Annotated in this window: 18 protein-coding genes; 8 read left to right on the top strand and 10 right to left on the bottom strand. The window is 58.5% G+C overall.

Annotated features, from left to right (window positions below):
• The first annotated feature begins 3 nt into the window (after positions 1–3).
• Positions 4–1464 carry a hypothetical protein gene (locus C4S71_RS22375; RefSeq protein WP_146064626.1) on the top strand — a complete coding sequence of 487 codons (1461 nt, stop codon included), beginning with the start codon at positions 4–6 and terminating at the stop codon, positions 1462–1464.
• A gap of 207 nt (positions 1465–1671) precedes the next feature.
• Here C4S71_RS22375 and C4S71_RS18065 read toward each other — a convergent pair whose 3' ends face one another.
• Positions 1672–1974: a hypothetical protein gene (locus C4S71_RS18065; protein WP_103970102.1), complete on the bottom strand. Its 303-nt coding sequence runs from the start codon at positions 1972–1974 to the stop codon at positions 1672–1674.
• Between the two features lie 263 nt (positions 1975–2237).
• Positions 2238–2414, bottom strand: a complete 177-nt coding sequence (locus tag C4S71_RS22525; protein WP_160113411.1) for a hypothetical protein — start codon at positions 2412–2414, stop codon at positions 2238–2240.
• A gap of 196 nt (positions 2415–2610) precedes the next feature.
• Here C4S71_RS22525 and C4S71_RS18060 point away from each other — a divergent pair, with 196 nt between their 5' ends.
• Together C4S71_RS18060 and C4S71_RS18055 are read left to right on the top strand one after the other, a co-directional pair.
• Positions 2611–2997: a hypothetical protein gene (locus tag C4S71_RS18060; protein WP_103970101.1), complete on the top strand. Its 387-nt coding sequence runs from the start codon at positions 2611–2613 to the stop codon at positions 2995–2997.
• A 149-nt stretch (positions 2998–3146) separates the two neighbouring features.
• The gene (locus C4S71_RS18055) at positions 3147–3518 is read left to right on the top strand and encodes a helix-turn-helix domain-containing protein (protein ID WP_103970100.1); all 372 of its coding nucleotides are present in this window, start codon (positions 3147–3149) and stop codon (positions 3516–3518) included.
• 109 nt (positions 3519–3627) lie between these two features.
• Here C4S71_RS18055 and C4S71_RS18050 read toward each other — a convergent pair whose 3' ends face one another.
• Together C4S71_RS18050 and C4S71_RS18045 are read right to left on the bottom strand one after the other, a co-directional pair.
• The gene (locus tag C4S71_RS18050; protein WP_026038227.1) at positions 3628–3825 is read right to left on the bottom strand and encodes a hypothetical protein; all 198 of its coding nucleotides are present in this window, start codon (positions 3823–3825) and stop codon (positions 3628–3630) included.
• Positions 3826–4142: 317 nt separating this feature from the next.
• Entirely contained in the window at positions 4143–4901 is a 759-nt protein-coding gene (locus tag C4S71_RS18045) for a DinB/UmuC family translesion DNA polymerase (RefSeq protein ID WP_235014619.1), read from the bottom strand.
• Between the two features lie 194 nt (positions 4902–5095).
• On the opposite strand from C4S71_RS18045, the gene C4S71_RS18040 reads away from it, so the two are divergent.
• From C4S71_RS18040 to C4S71_RS22370, 3 genes are all read left to right on the top strand, one after another.
• Positions 5096–6451 carry a site-specific integrase gene (locus C4S71_RS18040; protein ID WP_086511096.1) on the top strand — a complete coding sequence of 452 codons (1356 nt, stop codon included), beginning with the start codon at positions 5096–5098 and terminating at the stop codon, positions 6449–6451.
• 95 nt (positions 6452–6546) lie between these two features.
• Entirely contained in the window at positions 6547–9456 is a 2910-nt protein-coding gene (locus tag C4S71_RS18035) for a site-specific integrase (RefSeq protein WP_160113392.1), read from the top strand.
• Positions 9453–9920 carry a hypothetical protein gene (locus tag C4S71_RS22370; RefSeq protein WP_140162521.1) on the top strand — a complete coding sequence of 156 codons (468 nt, stop codon included), beginning with the start codon at positions 9453–9455 and terminating at the stop codon, positions 9918–9920. Before C4S71_RS18035 ends, C4S71_RS22370 begins: the two co-directional genes overlap by 4 nt.
• 111 nt (positions 9921–10031) lie before the next feature.
• On the opposite strand, the gene C4S71_RS22920 is transcribed toward C4S71_RS22370, so the two are convergent.
• The 6 genes from C4S71_RS22920 to merT form a co-directional block, all read right to left on the bottom strand.
• Complete coding sequence (locus C4S71_RS22920; RefSeq protein WP_255408533.1) at positions 10032–10166, bottom strand: hypothetical protein; 135 nt, start codon at positions 10164–10166, stop codon at positions 10032–10034.
• An 81-nt stretch (positions 10167–10247) separates the two neighbouring features.
• A complete protein-coding gene (merA, locus tag C4S71_RS18030; RefSeq protein ID WP_082051506.1) occupies positions 10248–11897 on the bottom strand; it encodes a mercury(II) reductase in 1650 nt (549 codons plus the stop codon).
• Positions 11890–12129 (bottom strand): mercury resistance system transport protein MerF, encoded by a 240-nt coding sequence (merF, locus tag C4S71_RS18025; RefSeq protein WP_027965777.1) that lies wholly within the window; start codon positions 12127–12129, stop codon positions 11890–11892. The genes merA and merF (C4S71_RS18025) overlap by 8 nt, the downstream gene beginning before the upstream one ends.
• Before the next feature lie 73 nt (positions 12130–12202).
• Positions 12203–12460: a mercury resistance system transport protein MerF gene (merF, locus tag C4S71_RS18020; RefSeq protein WP_033988342.1), complete on the bottom strand. Its 258-nt coding sequence runs from the start codon at positions 12458–12460 to the stop codon at positions 12203–12205.
• Positions 12461–12462: 2 nt separating this feature from the next.
• The gene (gene merP, locus C4S71_RS18015) at positions 12463–12759 is read right to left on the bottom strand and encodes a mercury resistance system periplasmic binding protein MerP (RefSeq protein ID WP_022519794.1); all 297 of its coding nucleotides are present in this window, start codon (positions 12757–12759) and stop codon (positions 12463–12465) included.
• Positions 12760–12772: 13 nt separating this feature from the next.
• Positions 12773–13123 (bottom strand): mercuric ion transporter MerT, encoded by a 351-nt coding sequence (gene merT / locus C4S71_RS18010; RefSeq protein ID WP_027965778.1) that lies wholly within the window; start codon positions 13121–13123, stop codon positions 12773–12775.
• Positions 13124–13196: 73 nt separating this feature from the next.
• Here merT and merR point away from each other — a divergent pair, with 73 nt between their 5' ends.
• The gene (gene merR / locus C4S71_RS18005; RefSeq protein WP_006911920.1) at positions 13197–13643 is read left to right on the top strand and encodes an Hg(II)-responsive transcriptional regulator; all 447 of its coding nucleotides are present in this window, start codon (positions 13197–13199) and stop codon (positions 13641–13643) included.
• A gap of 78 nt (positions 13644–13721) precedes the next feature.
• On the top strand, positions 13722–15023 hold the full coding sequence (locus tag C4S71_RS18000) for an ISL3 family transposase (RefSeq protein WP_033988338.1): 1302 nt from the start codon (positions 13722–13724) through the stop codon (positions 15021–15023).
• The last annotated feature ends 56 nt before the right edge of the window (positions 15024–15079 follow it).

Here is a 15079-nt window from a genome sequence, read left to right as displayed (position 1 = left end):
GCTATGACCACTGTGGTGGATCTGCTACAGGCCATTGAGAAGCTACGCTCGCATGCTTCGCAGGCGATTGAAGAGAGCTTTCGCTTGATTGTTGAGGGGGAATCGCTGAATGAGTCGGTTCGAGCGAAGCTTTCTCATACCTTAGCGGTTGTCGAACAACTGGAAGTGTCACCGCCAACGATTTGGGCGGCTGATACCAATGAGAGTATCGATCCAGATGATCTAAAGAGTGATTTTTACGATGATAGCCCATGGCGATTAGTGTTGGGAAAGACACCCATTGCTGAATTTTTGCAGGCGAGAGAGAACGAGACCACGCTAATATTTTTTAGCTTGGATGGTTTCCATCAGTGGCTTAAAGATTGGGACCCTCTTCTACAGCCTGCTGGCAATGTCCCTGATTTTTCCAGCCCGACAACGATACGGGTTCATGGGCTTTCACATGGTGTTGGTGGCCCGTTGCTTTGGGTAATGCCGCCCGAGGGATCGCCCCCAAGCATTGATGAAGTAGCCTTGCCAGAACCTGCGGATGTACATCGCTTAATACACATCAATGCCACCAAGGCGCTGCGGGTTTGTCCCAAGGCTTATGCTCTGACCTGGGGAAAATTCGATAGTCCTGAGGTGGCGCCCTTGGTCACATTGAGCGCAGGTGTATTGTCGGCCTGTCTCGTCCAAGAGCTGCGGTGTGTCGATGGTTCCTACGAAGCCACACTGCAGGGCACCAAGCGTCTTTCTTTGCCAATATGCGACGCCAATCAGTCAGTATGCTCCGATACGCTGCAGCGATTAATCGAAGCGGTTTCCTGGGTATACCAAGAGCGACCCGAGACTCGGCTTGGGTTATTGATGGACCGGCTGTCGATCGATATCGAACGCGGTCAGTCGCTCTTATCTGGAATGGAAGACCATATTGAAGCTGCGTTACACCAAGCGCGTGACAGCTACGCTTTCGTTATTCTCGATCGCAAGGATGCCTACCACAAGGAAGTCCGCGAGCTGATGAAGGACATGAAGGCTCAAGCTGATCTATACGCGGCAAAGGTACGGGATCTCGTCAGTACACTAACCCGTGATGCGCTCGGTATGCTGGTGTTCATCGCCTTCTCATTCATTGCGAGGTTCGATCGACAGAACTTCCAGGAGCTATTGGAAAGCAATGAGCTGGCCCTACTGGTCAAGTTGCTAGCGGGTTTCCTGGTTTTGTCTTTCATCTTTCAGGCGATTGCCCACCTGCGCGATGTTACCCTTGCTAGCAGGGAGAGTGAGACATGGCTCGATGTACTACAGCATTACTCTTCGCAAGCCGATAAACAGAGCCGCTTTCTTGAACCCATCAGAAAGCGTCGCCAGACATTCTATGTGGCGCTATTCATCGCAGGTATTTCCTATGGACTGCTTGCTTGGGCGTCTTGGAATTTGCCTGAACTTATCAGTTCATTGCTACCCGGCGGTTCCCCGTGAGACGCTTAACCGGTAAATGCCAACGATCTCTTACAGGCTCGTCAGACATTGAACATGGGCGCGGTACTGATGAGTCGGCAGTCTGGCTGTGGCGCTTCGCCATGCGGCCGATTCGTTGCGGTCGCCAGGGATGAAAGAGGTGCCATACCAAAGCCCCTGCTCAGAATGAGCAGGGGCTTTTCAATGTGCCGATACGAGGATGAGCGCTTACTCTGCTGAGATGTTATTTCCTTCGTCGTCGTAGGTTTGATCGGAGCCGCAGGGGCTGCAGGTATGATCTACATCGATCCGTATGTAGACCGTGTCGTATTCCGCTAGATGCTCGAGTGCCTCCTTATCCAAGATGATTTGGCTGGCTTCCACTTGTTCCTTGGTGAGTTCGGTACCTCCTTCATCTTCGATCTCTTCTAGCTGGTCTTCAGTCAGGCCCTCTACGTCGATAGCAACCTTGACAGTCTTGGTACAGTGGCAGTCAGTGCCATCGGCACAGTTCAGCTCATACATGGGCATGACTAAACCCTCCTGGTCAATGCGCTGGCCAAGCGCGTTGGTATAAGGGTACCCAAAGCAAAGATTAGTACAGCGTTCTGTTTCGTCCAGAGGTGGTTGGATGAACCGTACTGAGCAACCAGGTTGGCTTTAAAACGTATCACCATCTGCACGCTGCTGGTAAGGCCCTCATAACCCAGGTAGTGAGTCACTTGGGTGACGGATCCAGGGCGTAGCGTCGATCTCTCCTTTCCAGCCGCGCAGGCGCACCGGAGTTTTCAGCATCAGAAGCGGGTCGCCTTTGGCCAGCACCAGGGCGAACTCGGCGTGGCCGCGCTGGCGGCGGCGGCCAGGGCGTCTGCCTGACTGGCGTAGACGGATTGCAGGCGCTTTGGGTTCTCCTCGGTATCGATGACACCGTGAATCGCGGCGTCGTTGGAGTCGTGCCACTGGGCGATCACACAGTTGTCGCTGTCGTGGCTGGTGGTGTGATGCTGGTCGCCGTCGCGGCGGGTGAGGAGGTACAGATCTGATTTCTCGGTTTGGTCGTTGTGGCGCTAGTAAGACTGCCGCTGCAGCTCCTGGTAGGCTGTAGTGGATAAGCAGACACGAACCCGTAAGCCATCACCATGAGCGAAATCACTTATGAGTAATGAAATGAAGTTCAACCTGCTAGTGCTGGGTTTCGTAATTGTGGTGTCCTACATCAGCTTGATTTTAAACGACTGGTTATATGCTGTTCGCATGGTGCAAAGCGGGCGGCATGAACCCTTGTACATCCTCTTGGGACTAGTGCTTGGCTTCACCATGCGAGCGAGAACCGACGAAGACTCCATCAGCGCTCTGCTCTGTGCTATAGGCATGGCTGTTCTAGGTCTTCTGGTCGGTGGCCTAGATATCAACAACCCTGGTTCTGCCGTGATTGGCTTCATCCTGACCTGTTTTTTTTTCTCTGCCATGCTTGGAACCGTTGTTTACTTGTTAAACGCTTTAAAGAAGCGAATGAAACATGACGAGCCCACGATAGATTCACTTGATGAGTAGTCAGTCGGTGTCGTAGAGCGCTGAGCGCTGGCGGGCACGCCTACGCTGCTCGCGCCACGAGCATCTGTGACGTGGTTCACGGTGCTGTTGGTGCTCAAAGTCGGCGCCCACGGAGACGTCTATCGTTGACGAGTATGAGGTAGAGAAGCATGGGTACACCACAGTTCATCCTGACACCCACTGGCGAGCGCCTGGTGGTGCTGAGCGAGCAGGACTACGCCAAGCTGCTTGAGCAGGCGGAAAACTATCATGACATTCAAGCGGCGAACGAGGCCCGAGCCCGCATCGATGCGGGCGAAGAGACCTTTCCGTCCACTGTCGTCGCGGCATTGCTCGACGGCGTGGCGCCGGTGCGGGTGTTCCGCGAACATCGCGGCATGCGTGCAGGCGAACTCGCCGATAAGGCAGGTATCAGTCAGGGCTATCTGTCGGAGATCGAGTCGGGCAAGAAAGCCGGCTCGCTGAGCGTGCTGAAGCGGATCGCTGAGGTCTTGGGCGTGGAGCTGAACGACCTGACGTGACGGTTGCCTCACCTGAATGCCGAGCTGATAGATCACTGGCCGGCGAGCAGGGCCAACGGTAGGCCCTGCAACAACGCGCAGCCGAAGCGATGTCACCCACCCAGCAGCGCTACTTCTTCTTTCTCATGAACGGGAGCACCTTGGCCATGGCGTCTGCCAGCACCTGGTCGAGCGGTTTGTGCTCCAGGCTCACCGCGGCGCGTGCGGCGGTATAGGTCCCTTTGTACTCCCGGGCGATTTCGCTGTCGCTCATGCTGTCGGGTAGCTGCTCCTTCTCGCGGATCACGTCGATCACGGCCTTGTCCATGTCGCCCTCCATAGATGTCGCTCCATTCACTGTGGAGGGTAGTGCAGAATCGGGATGAGGGCGGTGCGGGCCGCCTGCCAAAGTGCTTTGTAAGATATTTCCTACAAAGCGAAGCGGCAATGTCTTACACCGTTTCATATCGTGCGTTAAACCATGTTCCGCTTGGAGCGGCTACCTTATGGATATCGGGGCAACGGAGAGCCCCACAGGGAAGGCAGAGCCAGGGATTGCTCAGACCAGGGATGCTCGAGCATTATGCTCGGGAAGGTGGGAAAGGAAGCGAAGATTCAGCCCGGCCTCACGGCCGGGTTTTCGCGTTATAGAGCCCTGGCCTTGGGCAGTTCATCCCAGCGTGTCGTGCTCCGGTCCGAGCGATGGGCGCAGCGCAAATGCCACGCCGCCCCGGGGGTGGGCATGCCCAGTTTCACCGTATCGCGCCCCATCTTGCGGTTCAGGTCATCCATCACGTCCATCAGCTTCTGGCTGCGCTGCCGCTCGGCGTCGCTCTGGGGCGTATCCAGTAAGGAGAGCTGCTGCCGGTCGGCATCGATCAGGTCGAGCAGCATCACGCCGCCTTTCTGGTACAGGTGACCCTTGCGATAGATCCGCTCCAGGGCGTTACCGGCGGCATGCAGTATCTCGCGGCTGTCGGCGGTGGGGCGGGGCAGTTCGAGTACCAGGCTCGGTGAGTGTGGCAGCAGGTCCTGCCGGTGTGGGTTGGTCTTGAGAAAGACCAGCACCGCCTTGGCGAGGCCGTTCTGGCGGCGCAGCCTCTCGGCGCTACGCTGGCCGTACTGTCGGATCGCCTCGCGAATCTCGTCCAGGTTGCCGGTGAGCTTGCCGAAGCTGCGGCTGGTCATGATGTGCTGGCGGGCTTCATCGAGGTCGCTCATTTCGATACAGGGCACACCGCGCAGCTCCTGGGCGGTGCGCTCGAGAGTGATCGAGAAGTGGCGCCGGATCTCCTTCGGGTTGGCCTGGGCGAGCTCCCAGGCGCTCTTGATGCCCATCAGGGCCAGGCGCTCCACGAGCCGCCGGCCCACCCCCCATACATCGCCCAGCGCGGTGTTCTGCAACAGATGGCGGGTTTCCGCGCTGCCGGCGTGAAGTATGCAAACGCCCTGGTAGACCGGTAGCTTCTTGGCGGCACGGTTCGCCAGCTTGGCTCTATACTCCAGAGTGGACTCTTTCTCATCAAAGCTACTGTAGTACAGTCATCGGACATGTGCAGGTAGCAACAGTATTCTTGGCTCTGGGGAGGTAACCGTTTATGCCGGTTTATCGAGTCCTGCATGCCGAAGGTTGCTATCCCTTTCATGTGGTGGATCGCGATGGGTTACCGCACCCGGAGCTGACCCTCTATGCCTGCCTGTCCGTGCGTCATCATGCATCGCTGACGGCAAGAGCCTACACGAGGGAAGTGGTCTCCTTTGCTTCCTGGGCGGCAGATCATCCCGTCGTGCTTCGACAGGGTTGGCAGTTGCTTGGTCCACCTACTCAGGTGCGGGCACTGTTGGCTTTCTTCCTCGCTTCGGAAATGAAGTGCATCGTGGCGTTGGGTCGAGATCGCTGCGGATTCGAAACCCGTCGGATCGAACCGACTTGGCAGACTGGCCGGCGCCTGGAACGGCTCCTGGCGGCGCTGAGATCGTTCTACACGGTACTGCATGAGCACGGTCGCTATCACCATGGCAATCCGATGGATGCCGACGGTGCCCGCCGATACATCGAGGAGGAGCGCCGCCGGCAACTCCAGGTGTTTGTCGATGCCCATGGTCGAATGCCCATGCCGGCTGACAGTGGCGTAGACGGCGTTCGAGAGATGCGCCTTTCCGCCAGTTACTTCCGGCTGAAGGGGAATCAATGGTTACCCGAGATCCTGGATGAACCGGCCCTGATGAACAGGGTCATGTCAGCTGGTGAGCAGTGGGGGTGGACACTACGCGAAACCGGCCTGGTACGTATCCTTTTTGATACCGGCTGCCGTGTGCACGAGGCTTGTCAACTCAGCGTGGCGGACTGGGTGCAGAGTGGTTTTATGCGAGAGATGTTGTCGATCAGCAAGGGAAGTCATGGACGCCGAGTGAAAAGGCTGTTCATTACCGACCGCACGGCCAAGGTCCTGCGACACTATGTGGACGAGCAGCGTGCTCGGCTAGATCCCCGAGGGTATGGGCTGGCGGAACTCACTACACTGCCTGTGGAAGCTCTTCATCACCTTCCGCTGTTCCTGACTCGACGTGGCACATCAATGAACCCGGACCACTTCCGCCGCGACTATTGGGCACCGGCTCTCAACGCCGCCGGCCTACAAGTGCGTTGCCATCAGGTCCGCCACTGGTTCGTGACACAGGCGCTCAACGACATCCACCAGCGTGCCCGATCCGCTGAGGAACTGCTGAGCCTGCGTGGTGCCCTACGTGAACTCATGGCCTGGAAAAGCGACATGCTGCCAATCTATGACCAAGCTATCTGCCGACATAATCTGCCGGAGCTGGCTCATCGCATTCATGCTCGCATCGAACGTGAGCACCGGCATGATCGCGCTCGCCGTTCCCAGCCGGCTTCTCCCCCCGAGTCACTTACCGAGAGCCAGCGAATGTTAGATGAGATGCTGAAACCATGACGCCGCCGGCCCGGCAACACCGCGCCAATCCGGAGCATCGGCGGCTTACGATACGTGCCGAGCTTGATCGTCGACGCGAGCGGGGTGAGGCCTTCGTGAATCGGGAGGTGATGGCGGTTACCGGCTACGATCGCAAGACGATCAGTGGCGTTACCCAGCGTTATGTTCGTGACCTGGCAGCGGAGTTGCTGCAGACGGTGGTCGAGAACCGAGAGGCTCATGAACGCTGGGTACGTGACTACCGCACCTTTCGCCCCTTTATTACGCGCACAACAAGTGGTCCGGTGCTGTTCCGACGCTTTGTGCGGCTGGTCATCGAACAACTGCATCGCGAGAACACGTTGATGACGGTGAACGCAGTTGAAGCCATTACGGGAGGGCGAAGACGGATCCTCAATGAGGAGTTGGTTCTCTGGGAGCAGGAGACCGGTCATCAGGTAGCGCGCACGGTTGCCTGGAAATCTCTCGACACCTACGGTACCACCGTCCTCGTGGGCGAAAATCATGCGCTGAACCAGCGAAACGAATCGATCACGGCGGAACTGGACCGTCGTCGCCGGCTCGGCACTCCCTTCAAGCTGGCCGATATCAGCCGGTGCCTCGGGTACAGCGTAGCCACCGTGTCGGGGTATTCGCGCCATTACGTGGCAGCATTGGCCGATGAACTCCTGAGCACCCCGGTCGACAGTCGTGAGGCCTATGAGGGCTGGCGTCGGGACTTCAATACCTTTCGCTATTCGCTTCCCAATACGCGGCGTTCACGTGAAGTGCTCACGCGGCTCACACGTCTGACCATTGAGCACCTACACCGCGAGGGACATACGGTAGCCTACAGCGAGGTACTGCGGATTTCCGAGCACAATGATCGTCACATTAAACAAGAAATCCGGCGTTGGGAAGAAGAGACGGGGCATCAGGCCAGGCCATTGCGGGTATGGAAGGAGATCACTCTGGAGATGGTGCTTGACAGAGTAACACCGGCACTCCACCACCTGCCGCTGACCTTTCTGGAATCACCGACCATGGGGCGGCCCTTCAATGAGTCCCAGCGCCGAATGATCCACTCCATTTCGCAACCGAAACTACGGGATGTGGCATTCTTCGTCATGACCTTCGCCGATGGCAACCGACGTAACGACATCACCTTCTTTGCCAGCATGTCGCGCTATCTAAAACGGTTGGAACTTGCAGATATCGATGAGCTGGACCCCGAGGCGTTCTATCAAAGATACCATGATGGTGAGGTATTGCCGGAAGAGGGTACGCCCAAGCGCGGCCGATTTCTGCAGACCTATTTCCGCTTGCTGCGCAAACAAGAGGATTACCTACTCAAGTTGACACCCGAGCAGCGCCGGGCCGTAGCGCCTTGGAAACTCATTGCTCTGAAGGATGACCACTTCTGGCACCGCTCCACTATTCATAGAGAAGTAAGAGCCGAGCAGAGGATGCGCCGTAAGGCCGCTACCGCCGTTGTACATGATCGCTTCTATCTGCTCCGTGATATAGCCGAGCGTCGATGCATTCAGGTCGAGCGACTGTACACAGCCTTCCGAGATGCCATTGCCCATCATGAACGGAAGGGAGAGGCCCTGCCGATATCATTCTCGATCACCGATGAGACGGTATCGGCCTCAGGCCGCACTCGACCGACACAGCAGCATTTCAGGCTCTGGGACGCAGCGACATTGCGTTCTGTGCATGAGCCCGTGGCAGAAGACTTCTACTATCATCAGGATCAGCGTCAGCGCATGCGTGCGGCGGTATGCGACCAGGCAGGTTACTTCCTGAGCTATGAGGGCGGCCATGCCCGTGATGACGCTGATGCTGTAGAGCCCTATTGGTTCATCGAACTGCTGCAGGCGAATGTGCTGCGCTCTCAGGTTGTCGATCCTGATTTTCTGACGCGAAATGGCTACTCGAGAAGCTCATTTCAGCTCCCTCCACAATCGACTTGGGGAGCATCAACCAATAACTGGTTGGAACGTATCTCGCGAGATATTGGCATGCTCTTTATTCCACTTGATGCGCTCAAGCTTGGCGCTCTCGTCGGGCATGCGGCCATTCAGATCATGACCAAGACCGGGGCTCGCATGAACGAGTTCCTGCAAATCAGGTTGAGTCAGGAGCATCTATCACGAGTGCTGCTCGCCAAGGGCCGTGAAGCGATCGCCTTTCGCGCAATTCCCAAGGGACGCCGGGCAGAAGAGCCCTACTATATTGACGAGCGCTGCATGAGAGCGCTACACGCTTGGTGGAAGTTCCAGCGAGAGCGGGAGCAGAGCCTGGAGACCATCCCTGCTACTAGGAATTTGCGGCATAAACTTCGACCGGCGCCCTACTTATGGCAGCACGCCGGAAGACATTTCAGCCATAAGGACATCAATGCGACGATGTCCATCATGCTGCACGGTATCTCGCTGCAAACGCCTGACGGTGAGGCCGTGCGGGTCACTTCCCACCTGCTGCGTCACGGCTTTGCCACGGAGATGCGGGCGTTGAACACGCCTGTGGATGTGATCGCACTCCTCATGAAGCAGCGAGATATACGAGTGACCGAATACTATTCCCAGCCGACGCCGGCCAGGCTGGTGGAGCTGCAACGGAAGATCTTTGAAAGCCGTGTGGACCTGTCCCGTACCCACATACGATCCCCAGCGCAAATCCGGCGGCAGGTCGAAGCCGCGCAGGAGCAGGTGGGTGCACTGATCCCGGTTATCGGTGGACGTTGCACAGTGGCCAGTCAGTGTCCCATCAAGTTCGCCTGCATCGGCTGTGCCGGGAATGCGCCCGACTGGCGCAAGCGTGACCAAGTCATCATCTACCGGCAGGCCTGTGCGCAGATGGCGGAAATGGCGGAAGCACAGAATCTGCCCGCTGAAGAGCGCAAGGCAAAGGAAGCCATGGCGAGCTGCAATGATGTGCTGGCCGAGATGGAACTTCTTGAGCGAGCTGATCAGGCGGCAGCAGACCCCGTCATACTGACCATCGGGAGGAAGGAGGGATGACGCGACAATCCAGTAAGGCACGTTCCGAGGCTGCAATGGCCGGTTTGAAACGCAGTCATCAGCAACGTCGCAATCGAAGCGTGGCGATCGTGCGTCAAGCAATCAGCCGGCTACAGGAGACCGGCAGTCCTGTGACGCTGGGACGGATTGCGAGAATGTCGCGTGAACTCTCCGATACGGGAATGGGGATTTCCGAATCCACCATTCTTCGAAATCCTGAATGCTGCCAATTATACGAGGAAGCTGCTCAACCCGTTCGAAGGCGGCGTACCATTGGACGCCTACTGAACAGCGATGTGGAAAGACCCACCGATGCGGAGCGGCGACGTATGCATTATTTGATGCGCCTGACAAAGGCTGAGCTGGCCGCTCGCATTCTCGCTGTTGAGCGGAAGCTGGCTTTATCGGAAAAATCGAATGGCGTCCTGCGCGATCAGATTCTTCGGGAAAACTTGGGTCTATAATCACCTTTTCAATACGGGTATCCGGATTATCTGGTTGGTATGCGAGAGAGAAAGGTGGCCGACAAACTCAACCCACAACGGATTAGCTGGTTGATGGCTCGCTCAGTACGCTCACTTGCTAGAGAGCAGATACTTCACCAAACAGGCGATGCCCAGGACCAGCAGCAATAGTAGGGCAATTCCGATCACTGGCATTATCCAGCCCATCGCCCCCATCATCCCGCAATCGGGTAGTATCGTGTTCATCGTGACAGAGCTCCCTGTGGTGTCCATGCCCAAAACCCGTGGTGCCGCCGCCCAGTGGCACCACGGTCGCGCTCATATCGTTCACCCGGCACAGCAGGACAACTGCGTCACATCCTTGGTGAAAGTCTGGGCACAGAGCTTGAGCCCTTCCACCATGGTCAGGTAGGGAAATAGCTCATTGGCGATGTCGTGTACGGTCATGCGTGCGCGTAGCGCCATCACCGCCGTCTGGATCAGCTCACCGGCTTCCCCCGCCACCGCCTGCACCCCCAGCAACCGGCCCGAGTCGCGTTCGGCCACCAGCTTGATGAAACCACCGGTGTCGAAATTCACCAGCGCACGCGGCACGTTTTCCAGGTCCAGCTCGCGGGTATCGACGCTGAAGCCTTGCTCGATGGCCTCGGCTTCCGTCAGGCCGACGGTGGCCACCTGGGGGTCGGTGAAGATCACCGCCGGCATGGCGCTCAGGTCCAGGGTGGCTTCGCCCCCGGTCATGTTGACGGCAGCCCGGCTGCCCCCGGCGGCGGCGACATAGACGAACTCCGGCTGATCGGTGCAGTCACCGGCGGCATAGAGCCCCGGCACCGTGGTGTGCAGATGCTCATCGACCAGAATCGCCCCACGTGCGGTTTCCACGCCGAGGCTCGCCAGGTTCAGGGCCTCGGTATTGGGTGTCCGTCCGGTGGCCACCAGCAGTTGATCCGCCCGCAAGGTGCCGGCGTTGGTGTCGACAATGAATTCATTGTCGGTGTAGTCCACGCGGCTCGCCTGGGTCTGCTTGAGGACCTCGATGCTCTCGCGGCGAAACGCCGCCTCCACCGCATCCCCTACCGCCGGGTCTTCCTGGGAGAGCAGGCGGCTGCGGGCCAGCACCGTGACCCGGCTGCCCAGCCGGGCGAAGGCCTGGGCCAGTTCCAGGGCCACCACCGAGGCGCCGATCACAATCAGCCGCTCGGGAAGGGTGTCCAGGGCCAGCGCACTGGTAGAGGTCAGGTAGGGGGTGTCGGCAAGACCCGGGATCGGCGGTACTGCCGGTCGGGCGCCAGTACCGATTAAGGCGCGGTCGAAGTGGACGACCTGCTCGCCGCCCTCGTTCAGCTTGACCATCAGGCTATGGGCATCGATAAACCGGGCCTCGCCGTGCAGGACCGTGATGGCCGGGTGGTCGCGCAGAATCCCCTCGTACTTGGCGTCACGCAGTTCCTCGACACGTCGCTGCTGCTGCTCGAGCAGCTTGGCCCGATCCACCACCGGCGCCTGGGCGCTCAGGCCTGCATCGAAGGGACTTTCCGTACGCAAGTGGGCAATATGGGCCGCGCGAATCATGATCTTCGAAGGCACACAGCCTGTATTGACACAGGTACCGCCGACGGTGCCGCGTTCGATCAGGGTGATCCGGGCGCCGCGCTCGGCGGCTTTCAGGGCCGCCGCCATGGCGGCGCCGCCGCTGCCGATCACCGCGATGTGCGGGGCGTCTTCATCACGGCCCTTGGACACCGATGCGCCTGCCGGGGAAGTGGGCCCACTGTTGGCCAGTCGAGCTTGGTAGCCAAGTCGGGTCACGGCAAACGTCAACGCCGAGGCCGGTGTCTCCGGATCAACGGCTACCGATGCCGTCCCCTGAGGATAGGATACCTCCACCGACTGCACGCCGGGCAGCTTCTCCAGGGCTTCCCTGACATGATCCGCACAGCGGTCACAGGTCATGCCACTCACGTTGAGTTCAATCATCACGTTTCTCCGAGTCTTCATTAGTAAAGCCGGCATCCTGCTTCCGCTTGTGGTATCGCGCGTAGAGAGGTAAGCCGATGGCCAGGGCGGCAAACAGCAGGTAATCGAGATAGCCTGCCAACGCGGCCAGGCCCGCCGTACCGAATAGCACCAGGGCGATTGGCGCGGCGCAACACAGCACCATCAACCCGGTGCCAAGCACGACGCTTAAAAATTTCTGCGAATCTTTCACGCTTATTCCTTCACCGTGGCGGGCAAGCTCGTAAACAACTCACCCGATGACCGCGATGTGCAGCTGCTTGATGTCACTCAGGGGGCGTATTCCTTGATTTGATAGAGCCGTTGTCACAACAGGCGTCGAACTGCTTCTTACGCCAAATCGCATAAATGGTCAGGCCGATGAAGAAGGCCAGGGCCGGCAATAACACAACGTCGAGATAGCCCGTCAGCCCCGCCAGGCCCACCGTGCCAAGCAGGATCACCAGGATCGGCGTAAAGCAGCACAATGCCACCAGGACGGTGCCGATCACGCTCACGCGCAGCAGGGGCTTGGGATTCTTCATGATCACTCTCGATCCGCTTGCGAGGATGTCGGGGTTGATGGATACCCAGCGTTGATGGTGGCCTCGGTCAATGCCTCCACCGACGTTCGGGCGTCGTCAAAGGTGACCACGGCCTCGAGATCCGCGTAGCTCACGTCGACTTGCGAGACGCCGTCCACCTTGTTGAGGGCGGCCTTGACGGTGATCGGGCAGGCGGCACAGGTCATGCCCGGCACCGACAGCGTCACGGTCTGCAGGGCCGCTAAGGCGGGCGTGCTGAGCAGGGCGAGTAGCGCGATGAAGGCGAAACGAGCTTTCATGGTAGATCTCCTTTTAATAGAACAGGGGCAAGATGTAGGGGAATACCAGGGCGATTAGCACCAGCAGCGATACGAGCCAGAAGATCGCCTTGTAGCCCGTCCTGACCCGTGGCACGGCACACACCTCTCCCGGCTGGCACTTTTCCACTGGCCGAAAGACGCGACGCCAGGCGAAGAACATCGCCACCAGCGCGACGCCGATAAAGAGCGGGCGATAGGGCTCCAACGCCGCCAGATTGCTGATCCAGGCGCCGGAAACGCCCAGCGTGATCAGCACCAGCGGGCCGAGGCAACACGCCGAGGCCAGGAGGGCCGCGACTCCTCCGGCGGCCAGGGGCCCTCGCCCCGTTTTAGATGTCCGCATTGACGATTCTCCTTTCGGGATGGGGGGAGCTACGATAAGGTTACTTCCGTAGCTTGGTACGGAGTCAAGCATCATGAAGAGACATGCAGATAAAGTGGCGGACACCATGACCATTGGCGGCCTGGCCAAGGCGGCCGGCGTCAATGTCGAGACAATCCGCTATTACCAGCGACGAGGGCTATTATCGGAGCCCGAACGCCCTCCCGGAGGTATTCGACGCTATAGTGCCGCCGATATCGACAGGTTGACGTTCGTGAAAACGGCGCAGCAGCTGGGCTTTAGTCTGGATGAGATCAGTGACCTACTTCGGCTGGAAGATGGCGCCCACTGTCAAGAAGCCAGTGCTCTCGCAGAGCACAAGTTAGGGGACGTTCGCGAGAAGATCGACAGGCTTGAAAGAATTGAGAAGGTGCTGAGCGAAATGGTCGACAGATGCCATGCACAACAAGGCAATATCACTTGCCCGCTAATTGCGTCATTGCATGAAGGGCTCAGAGAAGCAGAAGACCCAAGGGAGTAACTCACCTTCAGTTCGTTGAAAACAACGCGGTCAAAGAGTCGCGATCATCTATGGACCATGTCGACAAGGAAAGTTTGCATGACTAGCTTGCCTGACAACATCCTTCACCTTCCCGAGTACCACGTCCTAGGCACCAAGATGGAAGAGCATGATCTCCACTACCAGGTCGAAGCTCCTGAGCCTCTAGCTTGCGAGGAATGCGGCGTTGAGAGTGAGTTTGTCAGGTTCGGCAAGCGCGATGTGGCCTATCGCGACCTACCCATCCACGGAAAGCGGGTCACCCTCTGGGTGGTCCGTCGCCGCTACACCTGCCGGGCGTGTGGAAGGACGTTCCGGCCAGCTCTTCCGGAAATGGTAGACGATCACCGCATGACGCGGAGGCTTTACAACCACGTCGAGAAGGAAGCCTTCAATCACCCCTACGCCTACGTGGCTGATACCACGGGCCTCGACGAGAAGACTGTCCGCGAGATATTCAAGAAGAAGGCTGAGTTCCTGGCAGCCTGGCATCGTTTCGAGACACCCCGCTGCCTGGGGATCGACGAGCTGTACCTGAACCGCCGCTACCGCTGCATCCTGACCAACCTGGAGGAGCGTACCCTACTGGACCTGCTGCCCGGTCGCCAGCAGGACGCGGTGACGAGGCGCCTCATGAGCATGACCGAGCGCCACCAGGTCGAGATCGTCAGCATGGATATGTGGAAACCCTACCGCCGTGCTGTCCAGGCGGTACTGCCGCAGGCTCGCATTGTGGTCGATAAGTTCCATGTGGTGCGGATGGCCAACGAAGCCCTGGAGAAGGTGCGTAAGGGACTCAGGAAGGATCTGAAGCCAAACCAGCGGCGGACCCTCAAGGGCGATAGGAAGATCCTGCTGAAGCGTGCCCACGACGTTTCAGATCGCGAGCGGCTTATCATGGAGACATGGACAGGGGCCTTCCCTCAGCTCCTGGCGGCCTACGAGCACAAGGAGCGGTTCTACCACATCTGGGACAGCACCACCCGGCGTGATGCCGAAAAGGCGCTGGCCCGCTGGATTGACGACATTCCACAGGGGCAGAAAGAGGTGTGGAAGGATCTCGTCAGCGCCGTCAGCGGATGGCGCGAGGAGGTGCTGGCCTACTTCGAAACCGACACCCCAATCACCAACGCCTTCACGGAGTCGATCAATCGGCTGGCCAAGGACAAGAACCGCGATGGCCGGGGCTACTCATTCGAGGTGATGCGGGCCCGGATGCTCTACACCACCAAGCACAAGAAGAAGGTGCCGCAGATCAAGGAATCCCCCTTCCTGGGCAAGGCCACCATGACCTACAGCATGGGTCTTCCCGAGCCTGAGAAAAACTACGGCGTCGATCTATCAACCTTCTGGGAGAGTTAAGGGTTCGAAGGAGCAAGGGGGCTCCATCTACCACTTAATCCGGATACCCTTCAATA

Source organism: Billgrantia desiderata, assembly GCF_900108215.1.
Classification (GTDB): Bacteria; Pseudomonadota; Gammaproteobacteria; order Pseudomonadales; family Halomonadaceae; genus Halomonas; species Halomonas desiderata.
Note: the sequence above shows the minus strand (reverse complement) of the source record. Positions and strands in the feature narration are given on the sequence as shown.

Coding starts and splice junctions, on each gene's coding strand:
- C4S71_RS22375 (WP_146064626.1), top strand. CDS start 4: ATGACCACTGTGGTGGATCTGCTACAGGCCATTGAGAAGCTACGCTCG.
- C4S71_RS18065 (WP_103970102.1), bottom strand. CDS start 1,974: ATGCCCATGTATGAGCTGAACTGTGCCGATGGCACTGACTGCCACTGT.
- C4S71_RS18060 (WP_103970101.1), top strand. CDS start 2,611: ATGAAGTTCAACCTGCTAGTGCTGGGTTTCGTAATTGTGGTGTCCTAC.
- C4S71_RS18055 (WP_103970100.1), top strand. CDS start 3,147: ATGGGTACACCACAGTTCATCCTGACACCCACTGGCGAGCGCCTGGTG.
- C4S71_RS18050 (WP_026038227.1), bottom strand. CDS start 3,825: ATGGACAAGGCCGTGATCGACGTGATCCGCGAGAAGGAGCAGCTACCC.
- C4S71_RS18040 (WP_086511096.1), top strand. CDS start 5,096: ATGCCGGTTTATCGAGTCCTGCATGCCGAAGGTTGCTATCCCTTTCAT.
- C4S71_RS22370 (WP_140162521.1), top strand. CDS start 9,453: ATGACGCGACAATCCAGTAAGGCACGTTCCGAGGCTGCAATGGCCGGT.
- C4S71_RS22920 (WP_255408533.1), bottom strand. CDS start 10,166: ATGAACACGATACTACCCGATTGCGGGATGATGGGGGCGATGGGCTGG.
- merA (WP_082051506.1), bottom strand. CDS start 11,897: ATGATTGAACTCAACGTGAGTGGCATGACCTGTGACCGCTGTGCGGAT.
- merF (WP_033988342.1), bottom strand. CDS start 12,460: ATGAAGAATCCCAAGCCCCTGCTGCGCGTGAGCGTGATCGGCACCGTC.
- merP (WP_022519794.1), bottom strand. CDS start 12,759: ATGAAAGCTCGTTTCGCCTTCATCGCGCTACTCGCCCTGCTCAGCACG.
- merT (WP_027965778.1), bottom strand. CDS start 13,123: ATGCGGACATCTAAAACGGGGCGAGGGCCCCTGGCCGCCGGAGGAGTC.
- merR (WP_006911920.1), top strand. CDS start 13,197: ATGAAGAGACATGCAGATAAAGTGGCGGACACCATGACCATTGGCGGC.
- C4S71_RS18000 (WP_033988338.1), top strand. CDS start 13,722: ATGACTAGCTTGCCTGACAACATCCTTCACCTTCCCGAGTACCACGTC.